Annotated in this window: 15 protein-coding genes; 5 read left to right on the forward strand and 10 right to left on the reverse strand. The window is 42.4% G+C overall.

What is annotated here, in order from left to right; genetic code table 11:
* The first annotated feature begins 46 nt into the window (after positions 1-46).
* The gene (locus tag L3V41_RS06640) at positions 47-1426 is read left to right on the forward strand and encodes a serine hydrolase (RefSeq protein WP_237115290.1); all 1380 of its coding nucleotides are present in this window, start codon (positions 47-49) and stop codon (positions 1424-1426) included.
* Positions 1427-1469: 43 nt separating this feature from the next.
* Here the strand turns inward: L3V41_RS06640 and hisIE are convergent, their stop codons facing one another.
* Genes hisIE through hisG form a run of 8 tightly spaced genes read right to left on the reverse strand, consistent with a single transcriptional unit; the run spans position 1470 to position 8538 of the window.
* On the reverse strand, positions 1470-2084 hold the full coding sequence (gene hisIE, locus L3V41_RS06645; RefSeq protein WP_237127389.1) for a bifunctional phosphoribosyl-AMP cyclohydrolase/phosphoribosyl-ATP diphosphatase HisIE: 615 nt from the start codon (positions 2082-2084) through the stop codon (positions 1470-1472).
* Positions 2075-2854 (reverse strand): imidazole glycerol phosphate synthase subunit HisF, encoded by a 780-nt coding sequence (gene hisF / locus L3V41_RS06650; protein WP_237127390.1) that lies wholly within the window; start codon positions 2852-2854, stop codon positions 2075-2077. Before hisF ends, hisIE begins: the two co-directional genes overlap by 10 nt.
* On the reverse strand, positions 2836-3570 hold the full coding sequence (locus tag L3V41_RS06655) for a 1-(5-phosphoribosyl)-5-[(5-phosphoribosylamino)methylideneamino] imidazole-4-carboxamide isomerase (RefSeq protein WP_237127391.1): 735 nt from the start codon (positions 3568-3570) through the stop codon (positions 2836-2838). The genes hisF and L3V41_RS06655 overlap by 19 nt, the downstream gene beginning before the upstream one ends.
* A 28-nt stretch (positions 3571-3598) precedes the next feature.
* Positions 3599-4189: an imidazole glycerol phosphate synthase subunit HisH gene (hisH, locus tag L3V41_RS06660; RefSeq protein WP_058584165.1), complete on the reverse strand. Its 591-nt coding sequence runs from the start codon at positions 4187-4189 to the stop codon at positions 3599-3601.
* Positions 4186-5247 (reverse strand): bifunctional histidinol-phosphatase/imidazoleglycerol-phosphate dehydratase HisB, encoded by a 1062-nt coding sequence (gene hisB / locus L3V41_RS06665; protein ID WP_054563884.1) that lies wholly within the window; start codon positions 5245-5247, stop codon positions 4186-4188. Before hisB ends, hisH begins: the two co-directional genes overlap by 4 nt.
* Entirely contained in the window at positions 5244-6341 is a 1098-nt protein-coding gene (hisC, locus tag L3V41_RS06670; RefSeq protein ID WP_237127392.1) for a histidinol-phosphate transaminase, read from the reverse strand. The genes hisB and hisC overlap by 4 nt, the downstream gene beginning before the upstream one ends.
* Positions 6331-7632 (reverse strand): histidinol dehydrogenase, encoded by a 1302-nt coding sequence (gene hisD, locus L3V41_RS06675; RefSeq protein ID WP_062568089.1) that lies wholly within the window; start codon positions 7630-7632, stop codon positions 6331-6333. Before hisD ends, hisC begins: the two co-directional genes overlap by 11 nt.
* Before the next feature lie 6 nt (positions 7633-7638).
* Complete coding sequence (gene hisG / locus L3V41_RS06680; protein ID WP_237115695.1) at positions 7639-8538, reverse strand: ATP phosphoribosyltransferase; 900 nt, start codon at positions 8536-8538, stop codon at positions 7639-7641.
* A 356-nt stretch (positions 8539-8894) separates the two neighbouring features.
* Between hisG and L3V41_RS06685 the strand changes: the two genes are divergently transcribed.
* Positions 8895-9128, forward strand: a complete 234-nt coding sequence (locus L3V41_RS06685; protein ID WP_062568088.1) for a hypothetical protein — start codon at positions 8895-8897, stop codon at positions 9126-9128.
* 118 nt (positions 9129-9246) lie between these two features.
* On the opposite strand, the gene L3V41_RS06690 is transcribed toward L3V41_RS06685, so the two are convergent.
* The gene (locus tag L3V41_RS06690; RefSeq protein ID WP_062568087.1) at positions 9247-10530 is read right to left on the reverse strand and encodes a sodium:proton antiporter; all 1284 of its coding nucleotides are present in this window, start codon (positions 10528-10530) and stop codon (positions 9247-9249) included.
* A 226-nt stretch (positions 10531-10756) separates the two neighbouring features.
* The gene (locus tag L3V41_RS06695; protein ID WP_237115694.1) at positions 10757-11836 is read right to left on the reverse strand and encodes a mechanosensitive ion channel family protein; all 1080 of its coding nucleotides are present in this window, start codon (positions 11834-11836) and stop codon (positions 10757-10759) included.
* Between the two features lie 382 nt (positions 11837-12218).
* Between L3V41_RS06695 and L3V41_RS06700 the strand changes: the two genes are divergently transcribed.
* From L3V41_RS06700 to L3V41_RS06710, 3 genes are all read left to right on the forward strand, one after another.
* Complete coding sequence (locus L3V41_RS06700; RefSeq protein ID WP_237115693.1) at positions 12219-14408, forward strand: pre-peptidase C-terminal domain-containing protein; 2190 nt, start codon at positions 12219-12221, stop codon at positions 14406-14408.
* A gap of 118 nt (positions 14409-14526) precedes the next feature.
* The gene (locus tag L3V41_RS06705) at positions 14527-16332 is read left to right on the forward strand and encodes a M28 family metallopeptidase (protein ID WP_237127595.1); all 1806 of its coding nucleotides are present in this window, start codon (positions 14527-14529) and stop codon (positions 16330-16332) included.
* 95 nt (positions 16333-16427) lie between these two features.
* Positions 16428-18344 carry an ATP-dependent DNA helicase gene (locus L3V41_RS06710; RefSeq protein WP_237127393.1) on the forward strand — a complete coding sequence of 639 codons (1917 nt, stop codon included), beginning with the start codon at positions 16428-16430 and terminating at the stop codon, positions 18342-18344.
* Positions 18345-18354 lie beyond the last annotated feature (10 nt).

Here is an 18354-nt window from a genome sequence, read left to right on the forward strand (position 1 = left end):
TTTTTTCTTTTGCTAATTTAAACTTTTTGGCCTCCAAGGAGTAATAATGAAAAAAATAACCTTCCTAAGTGCTTTGCTGTGCACCAGCTTTTTTGTTTGTAGTGAAGAAACAGAAACAACCTTAAACGCGTACGCTGCTGGGTACGTCGCCAATTTTTCCTGTAGTGCCACGTTTAATGCTGGCAAAACGACTGAGCAAATCGTTACAGATGAACTCACGGGGATTTATCCTTTAATCGCAGCCACGGTAAAAACACTGCAAGCGAACATTGATACCGAGCATAAGCGAGTCACTGTTGATTATGATAAAGATAAGCAGCGCATATCCGTGTGGCGTCCTCGTTTAGGCTGTGTTGATTTGCCGGTAGGGGCTAGCCTAGAATCTGCATCACTTGTGCAAGCGCCGTTTAAAGAAAACTTAGCTTACCAAAAGGATGAGGGTAAGCCTTGGCAAACGCTAAATGGTGTTAATAAAGCAACGGGCAATGAGGCGCTTGATGGGGTTATTGCTCAGGCTTTTACACGTCATTATGGCGAAGGAGCACGTACTTCAGCAATATTAATAGCGAGCCCTCAGGCGATTTTAGCAGAGCAATATAAGGCAGGTTTTACCCCAGAAACTGCTCAGCGTACTTGGTCCGTTGCAAAAAGTATTGGCGCGAGCATCATTGGTGTGGCGGTAGAGCAAAAACGACTTGATGTTACTAAGCCAGCAGGACTTAAAAATTGGTCTCATCCGCTTGACCCACGAGGTGAAATTACCTTGGAAAACTTGCTTCATATGGCATCAGGCTTAGACAGTAATAAAGCGGGTAACCGGACGGATCGTGTGTATATGGGGGGCGGTTTAGTGTCTGATACTGCAACGCATACTGCGCTTGAAGTAAAGCCTGGCAGCCGCTGGAAATATGCCAATAACGACACCATGTTAGCGCTACGGACCTTACGAGAAACGTTCAACGATGAGGCGAGTTACTTACGTTATCCGTATGAAAACTTGCTCGATAAAATTGGCATGCAGCATACTTTTTTAGAATCTGACTGGCAAAGTGACTTTATTTTGTCATCGCAAGTGTGGACGACCTCACGAGATCTTGCTCGTTTAGGGCTATTACATCTAAATAATGGTCGTTGGCAAGGTGAGCAAATATTACCAAAAGATTGGTTAAGTTATATTAGTAAACCAGCCCCTGCTCAGCCCCCAGAAACTGCACCTGGATACGGCGCGCAGTGGTGGCTTTATAACGAGCGCTTCCCAGAACTACCAAACGATACCATCGCAGCGCGAGGCAACCGTGGTCAATATTTGGTAATTATTCCAAGTGAGCAGCTAGTTATTGTTAGGCGAGGGTATGATCTTGCGGGTCTTAAAGGCTTTAAGGAACATGACTTTACCCGTGATGTTTTAAAAGCACTTAGGCAATAAGATTTAAGATGCACCTGAAAAGGTGCATCTTAATGTACTTCATTTACTTATGACGGCCTTGTAAACAGCTCACCACATCAGCCAGCGATAGGCCTTGGCGGTGCAATAACACAGTTAAGTGATACAGTAAGTCAGCCGATTCATTGGTTAATTCATCGTTATCATGTTTCATGGCTGCAAGGGCAACTTCGACACCTTCTTCACCCACTTTTTGGCAACTACGGCTTAAGTCTTTTGCAAACAAAGACGCAGTGTAGCTTTTGCTTGGATCATCGTCTTTACGTGAAACAATCACTTGTTCAAGCTCTGCTAAAAAAGACAAACTAGGTTTTGCATCATCGCCAAAACAGCTTTGTGTACCCAAGTGACATGTTGGGCCAAGTGGGTTTGCTAGCACTAATAGTGAGTCGTAATCGCAGTCGGTGTGCACAGAAACTACTTCAAGGTAGTTTTCTGATGTTTCGCCTTTGGTCCATAAACGCTCTTTAGAACGCGAGTAAAAAGTTACTTTTTGTTTGTCGAAAGTGGCAGCTAATGCGTCTTGATTCATAAAGCCTTGCATTAAAATAACCCCAGTGCGTGCGTCTTGCACGATAGCTGGGATCAATTCGCTTTTGGCAAAATCGACTTGAGTAAGAGTGTCTTTGGTTAATTGCATAGTCTTGCCGCTACATTATTATCAGTTAAAAATTGTTTTAGTTCGCCAATATCAATGACGTTCTTGTGAAATACGCTGGCAGCGAGCGCGCCATCAACTTGGCTTTGCCCAAATACATCAACAAAGTCTTGCATCGTACCTGCGCCGCCCGATGCAATTAGTGGAATATCGCACAGAGCACGCATTTTTGATAGCTGAACATTGTCGTAGCCTTTACGCACGCCATCTTGGTTCATGCAATTAAGGACGATTTCACCAGCACCTAGATCTTGCACGCGCTTAACCCATTCTTCGGTTTTGTAGCGAGTACGGCTTGATGCATTTGGGTCGCCAGTTAACTGGTACACCAAATACTCACCAGTTTTTTCATCATAAAAACTATCAATACCCACAACTACGCATTGTTTACCGAACTCATCGTGTAACTCTTTGATTAGCTCTGGGCGAGCGATAGCTGGGCTATTAATACTGATTTTATCTGCACCACGTTCTAAAACACGAGCGGCATCGGCAACAGATTTAATGCCGCCCGCCACACAAAATGGAATATCAATATGGCGCGCAATGTTCTCTACCCAATTAACATCAAGTAGGCGTTTTTCGACGCTGGCACTGATTTCATAAAACACCAGTTCATCCGCACCGGCATCGCTGTAAGTCTTGGCAAGCGTTAAAATATCACCAACCACTTCATGGCCTTTAAATTTAATGCCTTTAACGACTTGGCCATCTTTTACATCTAAACAAGGGATTATGCGTTTTGATAACATGCTAACGCCTCCTCAACATTAAAGGCACCATCAAGTAATGATTTACCTAAGATAACACCGCCAACGCCCAGTTTTTTCAGCTTTGCAATATCATCCAGTGAACTTACACCGCCTGATGCTTGAACTTTAATCTCGCTGTTGTGGTTGGTTAAATCTTCATAAAGTGCAAATGAAGGGCCGGTCATGGTGCCGTCTTTACTGATATCAGTACACAGAAAATCAACCACACCCAGTGCCACGTAAAAATCAACAAGTTCGAACAAACCAAACTCAGATTCACTTAACCAACCATGTGTTGCTGGCGCCCAGCCGTTGTCAGTTTTATTAACATCTAGTGCGATAACAAAGTGAGAGCTGCCAAACTCTTCAATCCAAGTCTTTACTTGCTCGCGCTTTTCAACGGCCATTGAGCCAATTACGACTTGACTAGCTCCGGCTTCAAGCCAGTCAGCAACATCTTGCTCAGAGCGAATACCGCCGCCCACTTGATAAGGCACATTAAGCGCTTTAGTTGCGGCTTGAATATGCTGCCACTGTTTTTTATTTGGATCGCGCGCGCCTTCTAAATCAACTAGGTGCAGTTTGCCTGCGCCGCTGTTTGCGTACTCTTGTAAGCGTGCGCCAAGTTCGTAAGGGTAAAATTGTGCTGTATCATACTTACCTTGGTATAAGCGCACAATTTGGTTTTGTAATACATCGAGTGCTGGAATAATCACGTTTATTTCTCTTATATTTTTGCTGCGCTTACAGCTGCCAATCTAAAAAGTTTTGTAAAAGTCGGGTGCCTACTTTGGCGCTTCGCTCTGGGTGAAACTGCATGCCTGCGTAGTTATCTTTAGCAACAATCGCTGAAAAAGCTTGCCCGTATTCACCGCTAACTAGGGTGGCATCGTTCACTGTGTGAGCAAAGCTATGCACAAAGTACACTTGATCTTGTGCTGATAACCCCTTAGTAAGGGCATGCTCTTTTAACACGCTTAGGTCGTTCCAGCCCATGTGCGGTGAAGTTAATTCACCTACATCTAAGTGCTTAACAATACCTGGAATTTTGCCAAGGCAATCAACGTTGCCTTCTTCTGTGCTGTCGCAAAGTAATTGCATACCTAAACAAATGCCCATCAGCGGGCGCTGATATTCATCAATTGCTTGCTGCCAACCACCGTCTTTTAGGCGTTTCATGGCAACAGAAGCATGGCCTACGCCTGGTAAAATAGCACGTTCAAAGCCTTTTAGTTGCTCAGGTGAGGTGATCACCTCAGGATTTTTACCTAAGCGTTCAAAGGCAAAACGAACAGAGTTAATGTTGGCACAACCGGTATTAATTATGGCAATCATAAACACCCCTTAGAGCTTGCTGTTTGTTGTGAAGCATCTTTTGCAATCGCAGCGCGAAGTGCTCTTGCAAACGCTTTAAATAGACCTTCAACTTGGTGATGACAATTACCATCGCTAACCGACAAAATAAGGCTCATGGCGGCATTATCACTTAAGCTTTTAAAGAAGTGCTCAACCATTTGTACGTCTAAGTCGCCGACTTTTTCACGGCTAAAATCAGCATTTAATACAAACGAGGCACGGCCCGATAAGTCAATTTGCGCTTCTGCTTTGCATTCATCCATAGGGAGTGCAAAACCATAGCGACCAATTTGTGTTTTTGTACCTAGCGCTTGTTTAAGGGCAAGGCCAAGTGCAATGCCGATATCTTCAACTAGGTGGTGCTCATCAATGTGTAAGTCGCCAGTGGCTTGAATATTAAGTCCGATATTGGCGTGTGTACGAATTTGGTCAAGCATGTGATCGAAAAAGCCAAGGCCAGTGCTAATTTCGCCATTTTTTGTTTGGTCTAAATTAACTTGCACATCGATTTGCGTTTCTTTGGTGTTGCGAGTGACACGGCCTTCACGGTTCGCGGTTGTCAGCTTAGTGACAATGGCATCCCAGCTGCCGTCATACAAAATGCCTTCGCAGCATAAGTTATTGGCAAGTCCAATATCAGTTTGGCGGTCACCAATCACAAATGAGCGTGCTAAATCGACTTTACCCGAGCGCATAAGCTCAGTAAGTAAGCCTGTTTTTGGTTTACGGCAGTCACAATTTTGTTCATCAAAGTGAGGGCAAATCAGAACTTCATCAAATTTAATCCCTTGGCTATTTAAGATATCCATCATCTTGTCTTGAGCAATATCAAAATCAGCCGTCGGAAAGCTATCAGTGCCTAAACCATCTTGGTTTGAAACCATCACAAGGCGGTAACCTGCCGCTTGAAGTTGTAATAGAGCAGGGATCACATTCGGCAAGAACACTAATTTTTCTAGGCTATCAACCTGTTTGTCGGTGATAGGCTCTTCGATAATCGTGCCATCGCGGTCAATAAATAAATACGGGTTGCTCATGATAATTCCTGTTCTACTGTTTTACTGGTCAGTGATAAACCATCTAACCAAACTTTTACTTGTTCTAGTTCTTGCTCGTTACCGATAGAAATTCGTAACCAATCATCTTCGCCATATAAGGTGAAGGCACGCATCACGAGTCCTTGCTCAAGTGCGATATTAAATGATTGTTTGTCCTTTAATTTTAAGGTGACAAAGTTACCTTCACCGCTCAGTACTTTGATAACGGCAGCTGATTGCTCGAGCCAACTTTTTAGTTTGCTTTTTAAGCTATTTAGAATTGTCACCTGACGGCGCATTGAAGCGATGTTGTCACTACTTAATGCGTCTGCGGCAATGCTCGCAACCACCGTTGATACAGGGTATGGCGCAATCACTTTACGAATAGGCGCAAGTAGCTCGTTATTGGCTAGGGTGAATCCAGTTCTTAAACCCGCAAGTGCAAATGCTTTCGATAAAGTTCTTAGTACCACAAGGTTACTAAACTCGTTGATTAGGCTTGCCGCTGTTTGTTCTGGGCAAAATTCTATATAAGCTTCATCCACCACGACAATCGCTTTACCCGCAAGTTGTTGGGTGATTTTTCTGATTTTGTCTAGGCTTGTCATGCTGCCGGAAGGGTTATTTGGATTACAAATAAACACCAGCTTTGAATCAGCAACTGCAGTGACAATCTCATCAACCGTGCCTTTTAATAACAGCTCTTGAGTTAAATCGTTAATCGCAATGTTGTGGGTATCGGCAGTGACTTTGTACATGCCGTAAGTTGGCAAAAAGAGTGCAATGCTATCTTTACCAGGGCTACAAAAAGTACGTACTAATAGCTCAATACCTTCATCAGCGCCGCGAGTCATCAATACCTGCTCTGGCTCTAAATTAGCATAGCAAGCGTAACGATTGATCACTTGCTGAGGCTGTGGATCTGGGTAGCGATTTAAATCAGTTAAATTGATATTTGGCGTACGTGAATACGGGCTTTCATTGGCATTTAACCAAGTAGTGCCTGTCAGCTTTTCACTTTTCGCCGAACTGTAGGCTGTAAGCGCTGCAATGTTATCTGGCAACAGTGTCGTTATTTTTGAATTATCGCTCATTGTTCATAGCCTCAAGACGAATTGAAACAGCATTCGCGTGAGCATCAAGCCCTTCTGCTGCAGCTAAAGGTAAAATTGCTTTAGATAATTCACGTAAGCCATTTTTGCTGATGGTTTGTACTGTGTAAGTTCTAAAGAAGTCCAGTAAGTTTAAGCTCGAATAGGTCGCACTGTAACCATACGTTGGTAGTACGTGGTTCGTGCCAGATGCATAGTCACCGGCAGACTCCGGAGTGTAATCACCGACAAATACTGAGCCGGCATTTTTTACTAAGCTCAAATAAGGTTGCGCATCAGCAAGTTGTAGAATAAGGTGCTCAGGACCATATTGTGCAGACACTGCAAAGGCTTGCTCAACCGAGTCCACTAATATCAAGCTTGAGTTTGCAAGCGCTTGCTCGGCAGTGTCTTTACGACTTAACTTTGCTAGCTGCTCAGTTAATGCTTGCTGTGTTTTTTCAATGATGCGTTCGCTATTACACAGTAAAATAACCTGTGAATCTGCACCGTGCTCTGCTTGCGATAATAAATCTGCCGCAATAAACTCTGGATTTGCACGCTCATCAGCAATCACTAACACTTCAGAGGGGCCAGCAGGCATATCAATCGCCATGCCCGGAATAGTTTGCGCAACGAGTTGTTTTGCCATGGTGACAAAACTATTTCCTGGGCCAAAAATCTTGTTCACTTTAGGCACTGACTCTGTGCCGTATGCCATTGCTGCAATAGCACCTGCGCCGCCGCTTTCTACAATAGTTTTAATACCACATAGTTTTGCTGCATATAAAATGGCAGGGTTGATTGTTTCGTCTGCTTTTACAGGTGTAGTAAGCACAACGGTTTGTGCACCGCTTAACTGTGCAAGCACCCCTTGCATGATCACTGACGATGGCAATGGTGCACTGCCACCTGGCACGTAAATACCCACCGCTTCAATGGCTTGATATTTAAGTTCACACAATACGCCAGGTTGCGTGGTTAACTTAATGTCTTTAGGTAATTGTGCTTGGTGAAAGCGTTTTACATTGGCATAGGCCGTTTCGATGGCGGCTTTTAACTCGTTTGATAATAACTGCTCAGCTTGATTAATTTCTTCAATTGGCACTAATAAGCGAGGTGTTTCGCGCTTATCAAACTCTTTTGCCATCTTTAATAACGCTGCGTCACCGTCTGTTTTGACTGCATTTAAGATGTCGATGCAAATTGCTTCAACCTCTTTACTGGCAGTAACAGCTGGGCGGGTAAGTACCGCCTGCTGTGCTTGTTGATTTTCCTCATTCCAGCGAAACATGGATAATTACTCCATCATTTTTTCAATTGGCATAACAAGAATTGAGTTGGCACCCAGTGCTTTTAACTGTTCCATTGTTTCCCAGAATAGGGTTTCGCTGCTAACCATGTGCAATGCAACATAATCGTCGCTACCTGCAAGCGATAGTAAAGTTGGTTGGCCAGTACCCGGTAGTAAGTCACACACTTCATCAAGCTTTGCTTTTGGTGCGTGTAGCATGATGTATTTACTTTCTTTAGCTTGACGAACACCACGTAAACGCGGCATTAGCGTATTGATTAAATCAAGCTTACTTTGATCAGTGAGGTCTTTATTCTGAATTAAACATGCATTTGATTCTAAGATGGTGTCGCCTTGCATTAAGCCGTTTGCTTCTAACGTTGCACCAGTAGACACTAAATCACAAATAGCATCAGCAAGACCTGCACGCGGTGCGACTTCAACAGAGCCCGTTAACATTACCGTGCTTGCGTTAATACCTTCGCGTTTTAGGTATTGGCTTAAGATTTCAGGGTAAGTAGTGGCAATGCGTTTACCTTCGAACCAGCTTTTTTCCTGAGGGCCAAGTTCTTGTGGCCATGCAAGTGCCAAGCGGCAGTAACCAAAATCAAGTTTAGAAAGCTTATTTACTTCGAATGCCACGCCTTGGCGTTCGCGTTCGGCTTGTACTTCAACAAGTACGTTTTCACCAACGATACCTAAGTCACACACACCGTCCATGACAAGACCCGGAATATCGTCATCGCGTACACGAAGCACATCAATTGGCATGTTGGTAGAGTGGGCGATTAAACGTTGTTCACGAAGGTTTAATTTAACACCAAGTTGCTTTAGTAACTCTTGGCAGTCTTTTGATAAGCGACCGCCTTTTTGGATGGCGATTCGTAAACGATTGGTATTGCTCATTATTCATTTTCCTTTAATTCAAAAACTAAAAACCCCGAGGGAACCTCAGGGCGAAAATAAATAATTTGGTTGATTGCTCGCCAGAGGTTCCTTTTAGGAATAACCTCTCAGCGAAAAACCTGACAGGCTATTCCGATGAATGATGGTGATGATGGATAGTTGTCAGATTGAAGCGCATAATTTTTCCTGTGTTGCACTCGTTTGTATAAACCAGTGCGTAAATCTGTTTAAATAAGTTACGTATATAGATAAACATGCTTTGCTAATCTTTGGCAAGCATTTTTTTGCGAAATTAAAGTATATCTTATAACGGTCGATATATAATGGATAGGTAGCAGGTACAGCTGGAGGCACATATGGATATCATGATCCCCTTTTTAGGGCGTATAACTCGCCTACAACTTGAAAGTAAAGGCGCGTTTCATATTGCTGGGGTAAAAGATGCGAACGTGCAGCGAATTGAGCTTGAAAAGCGACAAAAAAGAGAGATTGAGTTACGAAAAAAAACAGCCCAAAAAGCGGATAAAAATAATAAAAACACCACCGAAGAAGATGAAGAAGGCAATCAGCATCTTGATACGTGGGCATAGCGAATTTTTCTCGTCTGCGGTCTTATTTAGTAACTAAAAAGTTAGCTGCTTGTGGTTGTATGTGCAAGAAACGTAAAAAAGGCTCGATAAACGAGCCTTTATGGTTTTAAAGCAATGTTTAAGACTTTGCCTGTGCTGATTGAATACTACTTTGAATCAATGGTGAAATTGTTAAGCCTTGTACGATAATCGAAAAGATCACCACCACATAGGTGACAATTACAATTAAATTGTGCAAGTCAGAGCCAGCAATCATCACCTGATCACGTGGAATAGCTGCGGCCATCGCCAACGCTAAACCACCCCTCAAGCCCCCCCAAGTGAGGATTTTCACCGAGTGCTTGTCGTATTGACGGTATTTTTTAAAGAACACAAACGGTGCACCCACACTTACAAAGCGCGCCAATAGCACCACAGGTACCATAAGTAAACCAAGGCCAATCTCTTCAAGTGTGATAGGCATGGTGACAATGAGCATACCGATGATCAGAAACAGCAAGGCATTTAAAAAGCTATCGGTGGCATGCCAGAAGTCTTTTACGTAGCGAGTATCTTCAGGACCCGTGCGCTCTGTGGCTTTTGAGCGAGTGATATTACCAAGTAAAATACCACTGGTTACCATCGCCAGTGCGCCCGAGATTTCCCAAATATTTGCAGCAGCAAAGCCAGCGGTTGGAATGGTGAGCGTTAATAACAAGCGAATATTCACATCGCGGCTATTAATAATTAAAAAATGTCCAACTAAAGCAATCACTAAACCAAATGCAATGCCACCTATAGCATCGACTAAGAATAGCTCAGCAATGTCGGTAAAATTAGCTTCGGTACCATAAAATGCAACTGAAAATATGGTAGTGAAAATCACCAAGCCAATACCATCATTAAACAAAGACTCACCTTCAACTTGCACAGAAATACCTTCTGGGGCTCGCATTTGTTTAATAATGGCTAATACAGCAATTGGGTCGGTTGGGCTGATTAATGCACCAAATAATAAGCAGTAAATAAATGGCACTGGCCAGCCAACAAAAGCAAATAAGTAGTAACTTAAGTAGCCAACAATGACCGTGGAGGTAATGGTTGAAAATAGCACTAATGCGGTTATTTCCCAACGTTGTTTACGAAGGGCTGCTAAGTTGATTTCAAGTGCACCTGCGAACAGTAAAAACCCGAGCATGCCTTTTAATAGCAACTGATTAAAGTTGATACTAGAGACTATTTGGGTCATTTCGAGGGCGGTGCTATCACCGAGCATTTTAACGGCAAGTATAAGCAGTAAAGAAATAACAACAGAGCCTGTTGTTATAGCAATTGTGGTTTGCATTTTGAGGATATATTGGTTAGCAAAAGCAATAAAAATAGCTAATGCTGAAAGAAAACAAATGAGGTACCAAGCATTCATTGTTTGACCTTAAATATTTGTATAACAAGACGCAGAAAGTTGTCACTTTCTGGCCGCATATGGTACGCCTCTATCTCATGTATGTCACAGTGTTTATGCGATTTTTATGATATTTTAGAGTAAAAATTCAGGTGGCTGATTGCAATTGTATAATTGCTGTTAAAAATGTCTCAAAAGAGACAAAATAAACCTGACTAGAAGTGCGCTGAGGATTAGTTTAGTTAGGTCAATCCGCTTTTTTTAATTGTGCCGATTCCTGACTCTTATTAATAGCCCTTATCGGATAAGGGATTACAATTCCTTCTTCAGCGTAACGCGTGTGCAGTGCCTTAATAAACGCAGATTTTACCCAAAATCGATTGAAGTATTCTTTTGCTCTTAGCATCACGGTAAAATTGATGCTTGATTGATCGAAGGTATGAAATACCACAAATGTATCATAGTCAGCTACGCCCCATTTGTGACTTTTTAAAACCTGCCTTGCTACATCCAGTGTCACTTGTTCAACTTTTTCTAGATCTGAGCCATAATGAACACCCACTTCAACAGCTACACTGAGCTCTTTTTCGGGGTAAAAGTAATTAATGATGCGTGATTTAGACAGCTGACTGTTGGGGATGATTATCATGTTATTTGGCAACATTTTTACCCAAGTTGAGCGCCAACCAATTTTCTCGACAAAGCCTTGGTCGCCACTTTCAAGCTCTATAAAGTCACCCACCCGAATCGGTTTATCAATCACCAATTGAACGCCAGAGAAGAAGTTTTCAAGTGTAGGCTGCAAAGCGAGTGCAACAGCAAGAGACGTAATACCGAGTGATGCAATTATAGGTGTGATTGATATACCCAAAGTACCCATTAAAACCAGCAGGCCAACACATACAATCACACAGCGTATGAGTCCTTTAATAATGCTATGGCTATTCGATATCATTGCTGAACGCGCACTATAATAATCAACTGTGCCAAATAAAAAATGATCTAGAAACAGTACAAACGCAATAATGCATATTGTTTTAGCAGTGGCTGAAATAGGCAGGGGGTGTTCTGTCATAAATCCGGTGATGCTTAATAACTGCCCAAATATGATCACAAGCACCATCATTGTGCACAAGGTAAGCGGAGTAATAAGTGAGTCAACAAGTAGTGAGTCGAATACAAAGTCTGTTCGTCTAGTCCACTTCTTTAAACAGTAAACAATTAAAAACCTTATTATATACAAGATAATAGCAGCTAGGGTTGTGCCACCAATTATTAGCAACCATGGTTTGTTTACCCATTCGCTCTGCGACAGCTCGCTAAACATAGTTAATCCTATAAGCTAAAGTCTTTGTCGGCGTTGCAATTTATGTACCCAGCTTTAAAGTGCTCAACGGACAGGAGATGAATGGGGAGCTAATTAAACAACGCTAAGAAATAATCAATAAAAAAGGGACTAATGTAGTAAATTTGTTAATGATCTGTAATTATTTTTTTACAATTTCACGCCATTTTTAAGCTTTATCTATCATGCTATTTTCTTAACCTACTAAAAAATAAGCGCTTTAGGAAAATCTCGCCACTTTAAATGTTAATTTATTGTTTAATTTTTGTTTTCTTTTTGATCGCGCTAGGCTGATCAGCAATCGGGAAGGTGTGTAACCCGATTATTAGGAAAATATTAAATAACAATCTAACGGAGCGTAAACGTGAATTTATCAAAACTCACAATAGCTACTCTTGCTGCTTTGGCATTAGCTCAAGCAACAAATGCAGAAGCTGCAAATAAAAAATACCTAAACAAGCAAACAGGTATTAATAAAGCATTACAGACGAATGCTGCATCAGTATTAATGTCTAATCCGAAACATTTAATTGGTTTGGAAGCTGGAAATGAACTAACTGTTTTAAAAGAAATAAAAAGCAATAACGGTACGACAACCCGCCGTTACCAGCAAATGTATAAGAATATTCCAGTTATTGGCGATACGGTTATTCTTACCTTTGATGATGCGGGACAGTTAAAAACAGCACATGGTGCTGCGGTCTATGATATTGCTTCAGATATCGGTTCTGTTTCACCTGCTTTACCAAAGCAAAAAGCGTTAGCGCATGGCCTTGCTAATTCAGCCGCTGCAAAAAAATCGTCAGGCCTAGAGAGACATAATGAGCAGTCTCGTTTAGCTATTTGGCTTGATGAGAATAGCGTTGCGCATTTGGTTTACGAAGTGTCATACGTTACTTATGGTGAAAACCCGTCTCGCCCTTATCAAATTATTGATGCCAATACTGGTGAAGTACTTTTTAGTATGGATAACCTCCAGCATGCAAGTGCAACAGGCCCTGGCGGCAATTTAAAAACGGGTAAGTACATCTATGGCAGTGACTTCAGTAGTCTTGATGTTTCTCAGTCGGGCAACACATGTACGATGAATAACGCCAACGTAAGAACGATTAACCTCAATGGCGGTACGAGTGGTTCTACGGCTTATTCGTTTACTTGCCCTGAAAATACCTTTAAAGAAATTAATGGTGCATATTCGCCACTCAATGATGCACATTATTTTGGTAACGTTATCTTTAATATGTATAACGATTGGTTAGGTACTGCACCTTTAACTTTCCAATTAAAAATGCGTGTTCACTATGGTAATAATTACGAAAATGCATTTTGGGATGGCAGTGCTATGACCTTTGGTGATGGCCAAAATACGTTTTACCCTCTAGTAAGTCTAGACGTATCAGCTCATGAGGTGAGCCACGGCTTTACTGAGCAAAACTCAGGACTTGTTTATTCTGGTAAATCGGGTGGTTTAAACGAAGCTTTCTCTGATATGGCTGGTGAAGCCGCTGAGTTTTACATGAAAGGCTCAAACGACTGGTTAGTTGGTCAGGAAATCTTCAAAGGTAATGGCGCACTTCGCTACATGAATAATCCAACTCAAGATGGTAGCTCAATTGATCATCAAAATGATTACTACTCTGGTATGGATGTTCACTACAGCTCAGGCGTATTCAATAAAGCATTTTATAATCTTGCAACCACATCGGGTTGGGATACGCAAAAGGCATTTGTGGTTATGGCACGCGCTAACCAACTTTATTGGACAGCAAGCACTAACTGGGACCTTGCAGGTAATGGCGTGATGGATGCGGCATGTGACTTAAACTATGATCCTGCCGATGTTCAAGCAGCGCTTGCTGCGGTAGGTGTTAGTTCAAACTTAAGCGCAGGTAGTAGCTGTGGCGGTACAACTGAGCCACCGACTGACGAAGCGTTAACAAATGGTGTTGCGCGCACAGGGATTAGTGGCGCAGCCAAAGAACAGCTGTTCTTCACTTTAGATGTTCCGAGTGGTGCTACAAACCTGCAATTCAATACCACAGGTGGAAGTGGCGATGCCGATCTGTATGTAATGTATGGCTCTAGACCAACACTTAACAACTTTGATTGTAAGAGTACGTCATCTACTAGCACTGAAAGCTGTGCAATCAGTAATGTACAAGCAGGCACATACTATGTGATGGTAGAAGCATGGAACCAAATCTCAGGTGTGTCTTTAACTGGTAGTTTTGATAATGGTTCAGGTGGAGTGACACCCATCAATCGTACAGAATCAAATGTAAGTGTTGCATCAGGTAGCTGGACACGCTTCACACAAGATTTAACGGCGGGTTATTCATCACTGGATGTCACTATTTCAGGTGGCACTGGCGATGCAGATCTTTACGTTAAGTTTGGTTCGCAATCAACAACTTCTAGCTATGATTGCCGTCCGTATAAAAATGGTAACAGCGAAACGTGTACCTTTACCAACCCTCAAGCAGGCACTTGGTATATTGACTTACGTGGTTACAACGCAGCGAGTGGCGTAACACTCTCCATCTCGGCTAATTAGCCAATCATAAAAAGGGAGCATTTGCTCCCTTTACTTTCCCTTACAAAGAAAAGGACCCATTATGACAACCCTTCTTAAGCAGTGCTTAGTCGGTGTAGCCTCACTGTCGTTAAGCCAAATGTGTTTCGCTCAAGATGATGAAACAGTCTGGGTGACAATTGATGCCCTAGCCGCAAAACATTTTCAACAAGATGCGCTAAGTAAACAAAAACAAACACGTAACCTCGCTTTGCAATCGTCAGTTATAAATGATGTAAACTTTATGCGTGTCAATAAACAAGATATAGCAGGGTTAAGCGAATTTATGCATGATAATTACCATCGCTGTGGTGGTTTTGTCGCTCATGAATCTCTAGCCGATGCCGAACTGTATACTCAAAAGCTAAATAGTGTTTCACACCTTGCTTCGACGAGCAGCTTTGCAAGTTACAGCATTGATAACGCTACGACTGTCAATGCGTTGCTTTCATCAATTAATGCAAGTGAGCTTACTGATACAGTGAATAGTATGATGAATTTCCATAATCGATACTATTCAGTGCAAAGCGGTGTAGATGCAGCTCAGTGGTTAAAAAATCACTGGCAACAAATAGCAAGTAGCCGTAGCGATATTAGCGTCGAATACTTCAATCATAGTTTTTCACAGTCGTCGGTTGTTGTGACTATTCCAGGTGCCGAAAAAGCCGATGAAATTGTCGTGATTGGGGGTCACCTAGATTCAATAAATCAATCAAATCCAAGTAATGGGCGTGCGCCTGGTGCAGACGATAATGCATCAGGCATTGCTGTGCTTACCCAAGCCTTAAAAGCAATTGTTGATAATAACTATCAACCTCAACGGACTATCCAAATTATGGGCTTTGCTGCAGAAGAAGTCGGCCTTAGGGGCTCTAAAGATATTGCCCAGAGTTATAAATCACAGGCTAAAAATGTGGTTGGTATGGTGCAATTTGATATGACTGGTAATAACGGCAGTAGCACAGACATTGTGATGATGACAGATTACACTAATTCACCACAAAACCAGTATTTATCGCAATTACTTGATGCTTATCAACCAAGTGTTAGCTACGGCTTTGACCAATGTGGTTATGGCTGTTCAGATCATGCATCTTGGTATCAGCAAGGTTTTGCTGCATCAATGCCATTTGAATCAAGAATGAGCGATATTAACCCTCTCATCCATACTTCAAACGATTCACAGTTCGACGCGCAACATGCCAGCAAATTCGCCAAACTGGCTGTGAGCTACCTTGCTGAAATGGCAAAAAATGCCGGTGATGTTGTGAGCGAACCAAGTAATGAACTTGAAAATGGTGTAGCAAAAACCGGTTTATCTGCGGCTGCAAAACAGCAACTATTTTTTACCCTTGAAGTGCCAGCAATGAGCAGCAACCTTGAGTTTACGACACAGGGCGGTACAGGTGATGCCGATTTATATGTCAAATTTGGCGGCAAGCCGACTTTACAAGATTTTGATTGTAAAAGTACAACATCTTCAAGTAACGAAAGCTGTGCGATTTCATCAATACAAGCGGGGACTTATCACGTTATGGTTGAAGCATGGAATGAAATTGCCGGTGTTGCATTAACGGGAAGTTATAGCCAAGGCTCTGGCAGTACACCTATAGACCGCACAGAAACGAATGTTAATGTACCCAGTGGTACTTGGCAGAGGTTTACTCAAGCGATCCCAAGCGGTATGAGTAATCTAACAGTGACTATGTCAGGGGGCAGTGGTGATGCTGATTTATATGTTAATTACGGCTCACCTTCGACGAGTTCAAATTATCAATGTCGACCTTATAAGAATGGCAACGAAGAGACATGTCAGATTAGTAATCCACAAGCGGGTACTTGGTATATAGACTTGCAAGGTTATAGTTCTGCATTGGGTGTGACACTCACTATAGTAGCACAATAACCCATGTTTTTAATAATGAGGAAGCAAGGCTTCCTCATTTAGTCTTGCCCTAGGTTAACCAGTTACGTAAAATCTGCCCATCACTTTTAATCTTATTGGCGAAGTTTATCAAACAACTTTTCAGTGCCGCGGGTCCGCTTGCACTTTCTCTTGATGGATACACTCCAAGACAGCCACAAATTGACATGGCTGTTGCGGTTGATGATGCCTTGAAAAAACGTCACCAATTAGTGGTTGAGGCGGGAACAGGTACAGGTAAAACTTATGCTTACTTAGCGCCTGCGTTAAAATCAAAAGGCAAAACTATCATCTCAACGGGTTCAAAAGCGCTGCAAGAACAGTTGTTTCATCGTGATTTACCCAACTTAGTAAAAGCACTCAGTGCCACGAAAAAAGTAGCCCTATTAAAAGGCCGTGCAAATTATTTATGTACCTATCGCTTAAGTCAGCACGTTGCGCATGTACCAACAGATGATCCAGATGTCATGCATCAACTGGCGATGGTGGCAAAGTTTGCCAGTGAAACGCGTTCTGGCGATTTAGCAGATTGTGTTGGTATTGAAGAAGACGCCAAAGTACTGCCTTATGTTAGCTCAACCGCTGATAACTGTTTAGGTAAAGAGTGCCCCGATTTCCAAGATTGTTATATTCGTAAAGCGCGCTTAAATGCGATGGAAGCCGATGTGGTGGTGATCAACCATCATTTATTCTTTGCTGATATGGCTGTGAAAGACACGGGTTTTGCTGAATTGATGCCAACTGCTGATGCCTACATTTTTGATGAGGCTCATCAGTTAAGTGAAATAGCCAGTGACTATTTTGGTGAAAGTGTTAGTACTAAAAAGCTGATGGATTTAATCAATGACTTACGCGCGATTTACCGTGCAGATATCCCCGATATGCTGCAATTAGGTAAAACCCTCAATAAGTTAGAAACCAGCGTGGCAGATTTACGTTTGCAGTTTGGCTTAGATGGCAGTCGCGGTGACTGGCGTGAAAAGCTAGCCGATAAAGATATCTGTGCAGCCCTGCACCGCGTGATAAGCGACCTCGACTTTTTATATCAAGTGTTGAAATTATGTTTAGACCGTAGCGAAAAAATAGAGCACCCGTTTGAGCGTACACTCGCCTTTAAAGGCCAGTTAGAGCGGGTATTTGATACTGCACAAACGGGCTATAGCTATTGGTATGAAACAACTCGCCGCTATTTAACGGTAAACATTACACCGCTAAATGTATCGGCTAAATTTGCGCAAATGATGAAAGACACAGGGGCTGGCTTTGTGTTTACTTCGGCCACTCTATCGGTTGATAATGAATTAGCGCATTTTAATGCCAGTCTTGGACTAAAACCCGCGCAAAGTATGATTGTTGAAAGTCCGTTTGATTATCAACAACAAGCGCTACTTTGTTTACCGCGCTATTTACCTGAGTCTCATGCGAATAATATGCCCCATGCTATTATCAAGCTGACTCTTGAGTTGATTAAATCAGCAAAAGGTCGCTGCTTTGTGCTGTTTACAAGTTATCGCATGATGCACTTAGTGGCGGAAGGTTTAACCACGCAAATGGATTATCCAGTTTATATGCAAGGGCAAATGTCAAAGCGCATTATCCTTGAAAAGTTTACCCGCCACGGTAATGCCGTTTTACTCGGTACAGCCTCATTTTGGGAAGGCGTGGATGTTAGAGGCAGCACATTAAGTTGTGTTATTATAGATAAATTGCCGTTTGCCGCGCCGGATGACCCATTGTTGCAAGCAAAAATGCAAGATTGCCAGTTGCAAGGTAAAGACCCATTTGCACATATTCAATTACCCCAAGCAGTGATTGCATTAAAGCAAGGAGTAGGGCGGCTTATTCGCGATAGTAAAGATAAAGGTGTGCTGGTTATTTGCGATAACCGCTTAGTAACGCGCCATTATGGCCAAGTATTTTTAAAAAGTTTGCCACCCATGCGCCGCACGCGTGATTTAGCAATGGCAAACGCGTTTTTAGAACAGATCAATTAGAGTAACTTAG

It is taken from the genome of Pseudoalteromonas sp. L21, from assembly GCF_021728035.1.
In the GTDB taxonomy this organism is placed as follows: domain Bacteria; phylum Pseudomonadota; class Gammaproteobacteria; order Enterobacterales; family Alteromonadaceae; genus Pseudoalteromonas; species Pseudoalteromonas arabiensis.